This window comes from Actinomadura sp. KC345, assembly GCF_004348515.1.
In the GTDB taxonomy this organism is placed as follows: domain Bacteria; phylum Actinomycetota; class Actinomycetes; order Streptosporangiales; family Streptosporangiaceae; genus Spirillospora.
Genome location: NZ_SMKH01000336.1, coordinates 1 through 7,950, shown reverse-complemented (window position 1 = coordinate 7,950; position 7,950 = coordinate 1). Strand labels below are relative to the sequence as shown.

At 72.8% G+C, this 7,950-nt stretch carries 6 protein-coding genes; all 6 read right to left on the bottom strand.

From position 1 onward, the window contains the following. Nucleotides 1-42: 42 nt before the first annotated feature. Nucleotides 43-1,317: an FHA domain-containing protein gene (locus E1281_RS34350; protein ID WP_131883884.1), complete on the bottom strand. Its 1,275-nt coding sequence runs from the start codon at nucleotides 1,315-1,317 to the stop codon at nucleotides 43-45. Beyond that, complete coding sequence (locus E1281_RS34345) at nucleotides 1,305-2,054, bottom strand: 4Fe-4S single cluster domain-containing protein (RefSeq protein WP_131883883.1); 750 nt, start codon at nucleotides 2,052-2,054, stop codon at nucleotides 1,305-1,307. Before E1281_RS34345 ends, E1281_RS34350 begins: the two co-directional genes overlap by 13 nt. After that, the gene (locus E1281_RS34340) at nucleotides 2,051-3,982 is read right to left on the bottom strand and encodes an AAA family ATPase (protein WP_131883882.1); all 1,932 of its coding nucleotides are present in this window, start codon (nucleotides 3,980-3,982) and stop codon (nucleotides 2,051-2,053) included. Before E1281_RS34340 ends, E1281_RS34345 begins: the two co-directional genes overlap by 4 nt. Nucleotides 3,983-4,087: 105 nt before the next feature. Next, the gene (locus tag E1281_RS34335) at nucleotides 4,088-5,230 is read right to left on the bottom strand and encodes a response regulator receiver protein (RefSeq protein WP_131883881.1); all 1,143 of its coding nucleotides are present in this window, start codon (nucleotides 5,228-5,230) and stop codon (nucleotides 4,088-4,090) included. Further along, nucleotides 5,227-7,611, bottom strand: a complete 2,385-nt coding sequence (locus tag E1281_RS34330) for a serine/threonine-protein kinase (RefSeq protein WP_131883880.1) — start codon at nucleotides 7,609-7,611, stop codon at nucleotides 5,227-5,229. The genes E1281_RS34335 and E1281_RS34330 overlap by 4 nt, the downstream gene beginning before the upstream one ends. A gap of 12 nt (nucleotides 7,612-7,623) precedes the next feature. Beyond that, nucleotides 7,624-7,950: DUF4282 domain-containing protein (locus tag E1281_RS34325; RefSeq protein WP_131883879.1), on the bottom strand; the 327-nt coding region annotated here is incomplete at its 5' end.

The following is a 7,950-nucleotide window of genomic DNA, read 5'->3' as shown; positions in this document are numbered from 1 at the left end:
GTTCCCGGAACCGCGGGGCCGCCCTTTACGTGCTGCTCGGATTCAGAGCTGGACGGTCCCGGTGACATCGGCGGCCAGGCGGAGCTGGTCACCGTTGCGGAGGGGGGCCTCCACGCCGCGGGGGAGCCGTTCGCCGTTGACGAACGTCCCGTTGGTGGAGCCCTCGTCACGCACCCACGCCGTCCCCGACGGATCGAGCCACACCGTCGAGTGGCGCCGCGACACGTTGTCGTACTGCGTGAACGTGGACGCCACCGGCGACTGGCCGGCGTCCCGGCCGAGCACCAGGTGCTGCCCGACGGAGACCTTCAGCTCGCCCGTGGGGAACATCACGCGCAGGATGGGCGTGCCCTGCTGCGGCAGGGGGCGCAGGCACGAGTCGCACTGCGCGGCGGCCGGGTTGGTCAGCACCGCCTCGCAGTACGGGCACATGAACGCCGTGCTGTCGGGCGAGCCGGGCGGCCGCTGCTGGCCCTGGTTCTGGTCCGGGGGCAGCAGCGTGGCCTCGCGGCCGTGCGGCGGCGGCATCGGTGACTGGCCGCCCCCGTGCGGAGGCCCGTGCTGAGGCGCGTGCTGCTGGGGCGGCGGACCGAACCCCTGGTCGCCCGGACCGGGCTGCGGCATCCCGTACTGGTCCTGCGGCTGGTACTGCGGTTCGCGCTGCTGGTACTGGTCCTGCGGCGGCGCGTACTGCTGGTCCTGCGGCTGCTGGTACTGGTCCGGCATCGGAGGCTGCTGCTGCGGCGCCTGAGGTCCGCCCCAAGGGTCCTGCTGCTGCGGCTGCTGGGGCACGCCCCACGGGTCCCCGGGCGGCTGCTGCTGCGGCATCGGCGGCTGGCCGCCGTGCTGGGGCTGCCCCCCTTGCTGCTGGTTCTGCGGCTGGCCGTACTGCGGCTGCCCGTGCTGGGGTTGCCCGTGCTGGGGTTGCCCGTGCTGGGGTTGCCCGTGCTGGGGTTGGTCGGGCATGGGCGGGCCCCACGGGTCCGGCTGCTGGCCCGGCGGCTGCTGTTGCGGCGGGCCCCACGGGTCCTGCGACGGGCCGGGCGGGCCCGGCTGCTGGTGGGGGGCCTGCTGCTGGTAGGGGTCGTGCTGCTGCGGCGCCTGCTGGTACGGCTGGCCGTGCTGCTGCGGGGCGCCGTACTGCTGGCCGCCCTGCTGCGGCCCCTGCGGCGGGTACCCCTGCTGCTGGTTGTCGTATCCGCCCGGCGCCTGCCGGTGGGCGCCGCCGGCGCGGGCCAGGTTCGCCCCGCAGCTCATGCAGAGCAGATCGCCCGGCTGGAACGGCTCGTCACAGACAGGACAGTTCAAGGTCGCCATGACACATCCCCCGAGCGCACCCCGGCGCGGTCGAGCCTCGACGTGAGGTGCTCCATGTCACCCCTTCGCGGGATCCCGATGTAGTACACCCGCCTTCCCTCCGGCCCTTCGTCCACGGACACCTGTACTCGGGGCCCTGTATCTTCTCCAGTCTTCCCGATGCCGGCCAGTGCCCCGTACCGCTCACGTCCCAAGGGGGACAGTGGCACGACGCGTTGGTTGGCCGACCCTCTCCAGAGTAGAGAGCCACCCTCGGAGTGTCGCCCCTCAGGGTTGAGCCGGTCGACGTACGGCCCCGTGATCACGGCATCGCACATGTCCAGGATCTCGCGCGTCTCACCGGTACGGGCGAGCCGAGAGTAGACATATCCGCTGTAGACCAATATGTCCAACGCAATCGTCTCACGGTCGCGGTCCTCTCGCCACGCGTGGATTCCCTTCAGCAGAGCCGCCAGCGCGGCCGGCTGCTGGAACGGCTCACCACCGGAAACGGTCACCCCGTCGACCGGCCCCGGCAGGGTGTCCAGCCAGCCGAGGACGGCGTCGACGGGGACGGCCCGGCCCGGGTCGGCGGCCCACGTGTCCCGCGACAGGCAGCCGTTGCAGTGCAGCGTGCAGCCCTGCGTCCAGATGCCCGCGCGGGTTCCGGGGCCGAGTGTGGTCACCGGGTAGTGCGCCTTGGCGAGGAGCAGCGTCTCCGCCGGGCCGTCCCCGGCCGTCGGCCGCCCAGAGGTCATGTGAGATCCAGGTGGACGATGCTGCCCTCGCGACGGATCGCCGTCACGGTGATCTTCTCGTCCGGTGTGAGCTCCCGGTCGAACAGCGCGCGCGCCAGCGGGTTGACGAAGTACGACTCCAGCGCCATGCCGATGCCGCGCCCGCCCTTGTCCAGCTCCTCCGTGCACCACTCGCGGAGCGTCGCCAGCGCCTCGCTCTTCACCGCGAGGACGAGCCGGTGCTCGTCGGTGACCCGGCGGCAGATGTTCGCGAACTGCAGGTCGAAGATCTTGTGCGCGGCCTCGCCGGAGATGAAGTCGAACACCACGATGTTGTCGCCGAACCTGTTGAGCAGCTCGGGCCGGTTGAGGACCTCGGTGAAATGGACGGCGACGGCGCCCTTGATGCGCTGCTGGATCTCCTCGTACGACATCCCCGGTGTGATGTTCTGCACCCTGTCGCCGGAACCGCGGTCCGCCGAGGCGTGCGGGACCGCGTCCAGGGTCGTCAGGTCCCGTCCCGGGACGAACATCCCGAGGTTCGAGGTGAAGATCAGGATCGACTCGGAGAAGTGCACGGTGTTCCCGCGCCCGTCGGTGAGCCGGCCGTCCTCCAGGATCTGCAGGAACTTGTCGAGGATCCGCGGATGCGCCTTCTCGATCTCGTCGAAGAGGATGACCCGGAACGGGTCCTCGCGGACGGCGTTGGTCAGCTCCCCGCCCGCCTCGTGGCCCACGTACCCGGGCGGGGACCCGATCAGCCGGTCGCCGGAGCCCTCGCCGGAGAACTCGCTCATGTCGAAGCGCAGGTAGGCGGACTCGTCCCCGAAGACCAGCTCGGAGATCGCCTTGGCCAGCTCCGTCTTGCCGGTGCCGGTCGGGCCCGCGAAGAACAGCACGCCGCGCGGGCGGCTGCCGGACCGGGTCGCCTGCGCGCCCGACAGGCCGAGCACCGCCCGCTTGAGGATGTCCAGGGTCTTGGTGACGGCCTGCGGCTGCCCGATCACCCGCTCCGGGACGTTCTTCTCCCCGTCCAGCACGCGGCGCCGCAGATGGCCCCGGCTCCACGGGTTGTCGAGCACGCCGAGCTTGTAGGTGCGGACCGCGTCCGGCAGGTCGGCCAGGTCGACGTTGCGCTCCTTGGCCAGCCGCGTCACCTCGATCATCGACTGGAGGGTGAGGCCGTCGGCCTGCTCGGCGAACGCGTCGCACGCCGCCGCGGCGACCTCGTCCGCCCCGACGTCGCTGACCCCGAACGCGCGGGCGAGCAGCCGCGCGGTCTCCTGCCGGTCGCCGAGGTGCGGGCGCGGGATCGTGATCTCGCGGATCGTCTCGTTGTCGGCCGTCAGCCACGGAGGCAGGTCGCCGGGCCGCTCCACCAGCCACACGATCGGGTTGTAGAGGGGCTTCGGCCGCGGGCCCTTCACCCGGACCGGCCGGGCCTTGCGCGACAGCTTCGCGCAGAACCGGAAGAAGTCGCGTTCGGCCGGCTCCAGATCCGTCGGGGTTCGGGCGATCCGCGACGCGCCGTCGATCACGAAGGCGGCGCGGACGTTCTCCTTCGGCCGGGCCACCGCGTCGAGGAGCCGGGTCAGGGCCTCCAGGGACGGCTTGTCGTCCGGCTTGGTCTTGCCGAGCAGCCGCTCGGCCTCCTGCGCCGACTCGGCGCCCGCCGGTTCTCCGGCGGCGGGGAGGATCTGCAGCCCGTCGACCGAGTCGTAGACCGCCATGAAGGAGGCGCCGCTGGAGCGCAGCGTCTCCCACAGCAGGGAGCGAAGCGGCAGCAGCTGACCGTGCCCGCCGCCCTCCGCCGACGGCGTGAGGAAGCTGTCGTGCAGGTTGCCCGACAGGACGTACTGGGAGTGCACCGAAAGGGTCGCGTCCAGCTCCCGGATGAACGGCGGCCACCCCTGCAGCCGCCCCCCGAGAGTCGGCGATTCAATGCTCATACATGCTCCCCTGTGAGGGGACGGCTCCCCACACCCCCCGGTTCGCTCCGCTCATCTGAGTGCTCCACTCCGCTACGATCACGCGCCCCCCGCGACTCCGGCACGTCACGTATGACGCTCGCGGTGGCGTTCGCGTTGGCCTGCACGGCCCCTAGTCTGCCCTGACCTGGCCGAAACCGGCAGTTCGCGCACCCCCGGGTCCAGCCGCCACGCCACGTCCGAGCGGATCCCGGCGTCCCGCAGGCGGTCCCGGGCGGCCTCGAACGCCTCGCACCACTCCTGCTCGCGCTCCACGTCCACCCGCCGGTCGTCCTCGCTCTCCGCGGGCCGCTCGCGCACCATCGACGCCCGGACGTGCGCGGCGCCGTCGACCCGCATCCGGACGCTGTGGTCGGGCCAGCCGCCCTTCGTCAGCGTCATGGTGCCGTCCTCGGCCGTCAACGTCTCGAATCCGGCCTGGACCTCGTAGCCCATGTCCTCGAACGCCGCGGTGATCGAGTCGAGGACGTAGCGGCGCTCGGCCTCGGCCTGCTCCGCGGCGTCGCGCTCGGCCGCCCGCTCCCGCTCCCGCTCCCGCTCCTCCTCGGTCCTGCGGTTGGCGGCCTGGATCCGCAGCCGCACCTCCTGCAGGACGCCCTCGGCCTCCTCGGCGGTCCCGATCCCGGCGAGCAGCCCGGCCGCCTCGGCGACGTCGCTCCGCTCCGCCTCGGCCACGTCCGGCAGCAGCCGCGCCATGATCCTTTCCAGGTTCTCGCGGACGTCGTTCCGCTGGACTTCGCCGCTCCGCGGCGGTGGCGGCGCGCTGCGCTCGGTGTCGGCCGTGAGCCCTTCGGCGGGAGCCGTGAAGACCTGCGAGGCGACCTGGGCGGCGAGATGCTCCGACAGGCTCCGTTCCGCCTCGTCCAGCAGGGGGTCGGTGGCGGCGCACCAGGCGGCCAGCTCGGCGGCGGACCGCTCGCCGGGCTGGAGCCGCTCGGGAAGCGCGACCTCCGCGCCGATCTTCGCGCCGGTCTCGGCCAGCGCCGCGATGCGCGCGTTGCGCTCCACGACCTCCCGGAGGGCCCGCTCGTGGGACTCGACCTCGGCCAGCGCCGCCGCCCGCGCCTCCGCGCGTCCCTCGGCGAGCGCGGCGAGCGCCTCCGCGCCCCGGCCGGCCAGCCCCGCGCCATGTCCGAGAACGCGGTTCATGCCCAGGCTGAGCACTACGGCGGCGTCCAGGACGACGTCCGCCTCGATTCCGCTGCTCACGTAGGTCCTCCGATCGTGGATCCTCCGATCGTGCGCTTCTGGCGCCAGCCGTGCAGCCGGACGCCCGCCCCCACGGCGTGCGCGGCGGGGCCGACGATGAGGAGCAGGAGCCACATCATGCTCGCGATGGACGACAGCGCGCCGAACAGGAGCAGGAGGAGCAGCAGGGGGATCGTCCCGGCGAGCAGCAGGAACCCGCACCCGCGCCGCCCGGTGTTCCGCGCCGCACCCGTCATCGTCCGGGACGCCTGCGACAGGCCGCGGCCGCTCGTGCCGAGGAAGGTGGCGATCATCGACCACGGTCCGTGCGGCAGATAGTCCTTGCCCTGCGCGCGTGCCAGGAAGACCTCGCTGCCGCAGTGCACCGCCCAGGCGAGCGCGGAGAGAACGGCCAGGACGCCGAACGAGAGGCCCGAAGAGGACGACTGCTGTCCCACCGACGCCGTCCCCCTGTCGTCACCGCCGCCGAACAGCGAGGCCACGACCCGGCTTCCGAGAAGCCAGAAGAACAGGAGCGGCAGCGTCCAGAGCACGGCCCGCGCCATCGCCGGGCCGCGCCCGGCGAGCCGCTCCCGCTCCCGCTCCTCCCAGTGCGCGCGGAGCGCCTCGTCCCGCTGCCGCGCGGTGGTCCGGTCGCGCTCCCGCGCCTCGGTCTCCACCACGGCCTCGGGCGCGGCGAGCGTCACCGCGAGGAGCCGCAGCGGATCGTCGCCCGCGCCGTCCGCCAGCCATGTGAACCACGGCACCGGCTCGGCGATCGACTCGCGCGCCCGCGCCGCCCCCTCGGCGAGCAGCCGCTGCGTCTCCGCGGGACGTGCCGCCAGCGCCAGCAGCGTGAGCAGGACGACCGGCGGTTCCTCGGCCCCGGCGTCGGGCAGCCGCCGCGCGAGCCCCTGCGGCATCCCGTCCTGCCCGCGCAGCCAGCCCGCCAGGTCGTTCCAGGCCGGTACGTGGGCACGCCACTGGTCGTCGATCCGGGTCAGGTCCTCGCCGGCCTCGAAACCGGCCAGGACGTGCAGCAGCTGGTGCTCCCAGAGCGCCCGGCCGATGAGGCAGGCGATGCGATGGTCGGCATGGGCGCGATCGTCGGCCAGGACGGCGAGGCCGGGCAGGTCGCCGGCGGTCACCCGCCGTCCGAGCAGGTGCGGGGGGAGCGCCGGATCGAGCCACCGCACCAGGTGCAGCAGCTTCACGTCCGGGGGCAGGGCCGTCATCAGGTAGCCGTCGACGAGCCCGATGCGGCTGTCGTCCGGAATCTCCGCGAGCCAGGCGCGCAGGCTCCGCCACGCCTCGCCCGACTCCCCGCTCCCGAAGAAGTAGCGTGCGGCGTGGTCCCAGTTCTCGACGAGCGCCCGCGCCAGCTCGTCCCGCCGGGTGTAGCGGTGTCCCCGGAACGGAAGCCCGGTGCCCGCCTCGGCCTCGATGCTCTCCTCGGCGACCGGCGGTGACCCGCCCTCCAGCCACGCGCCGACCTGCTCGCCCGTCCATCTTCTGCGCGGGTCGCGGGTCAGCAGGCCCTGGCACAGCAGCCGCAGCCGCGGGTCGGCGACGTCGTCCGCGCTCACCGGGCGGGTGGCCAGGTGGTCGACGACGACGGTCTCGCTCAGCCCCTCGAACGGGGCGCGGCCCGTGGCCAGCTCCCGGACGATCATGCCGAGCGACCACCAGTCGCGGGCGGGCGACACCTGGCCCGACAGCGACTCCGGCGCCGCGTAGGCCAGCGTCCGCGACGACGAGGCGAACACCATGCTCTGGTCGAGCACCTTGCTCAGCCCGAAGTCGGCGATCGCCAGCCGCAGCGGGTCGGCCGCCAGCACCAGGACGTTCTCCGGCTTCAGGTCGCGATGGACGATGCCCGCCCGGTGCAGCGCCGTCAGACCGGCCGAGAGCTGCGCCGCGATCTCACCGGCCGTCCCGGCCGGCGGCGGGCCCTCCTCCATCAGCCCTCGCAGGTTGCCGTCCGGAGCGTAGGCGGCCACCTCGTAGTCGCGCCCGTCCGCGTGCCCGGTCTCCAGGATCCGCAGCACGTGGGGGGAGTCCAGCTCGGGCAGCTTCGCCCACACCTCCCGGTCCGCGCGGTAGCCGCGGCGGAAGATCTTGGCGACGTACTCGTCGCCGTGCGCGTCGCGCACCAGCAGCAGGTCCGACTCGGCGCCCTGCACCGGCAGCTCGGCGACCGCCTCGTACCGCTCGCCGAGCACCGCCGGGAGCCGCATCAGCGGATCTCCGGACGCCTCCCCGTCCCGCCACGTCTCCGACGCCGAACGCGGACCGGGGACCCGCGCGTCGCGCCGCGTCGCGCCCGCGTCCCGCCGCGTGTCGCGCGGCGCGTCCCCCGGTGGAGGCCCGCCACCGGGACCGCTCCCGCCGAACTCGCCCACCAGCAGCTCCGTCTACTTCTTGTCCTTGATGACCCGCAGGTACTCGCTGATCTTGAACTGGTTGACCACGAACTCCATGAGGATCCGGACCACCAGCACCTGAGTGATCCACAGGACCGGAGCCGTGACGATCATCATGATTCCGAAGAAGCCCGCATCTTGGGCGATCCACTCAAACCCGTACCCCGCCAGCAGGAGCGCCACCAGCGTGATCGGAAGGAGTGTGATCACGTAGACGACCTTGACGACCCTGGTGGTGATCAGGTGGTCGAAGTTCAGGTCGAACAACGCTCCGATCACACTCTTCTGCGCCGGATCGCGTGGCGGGGGAGCCCAGCC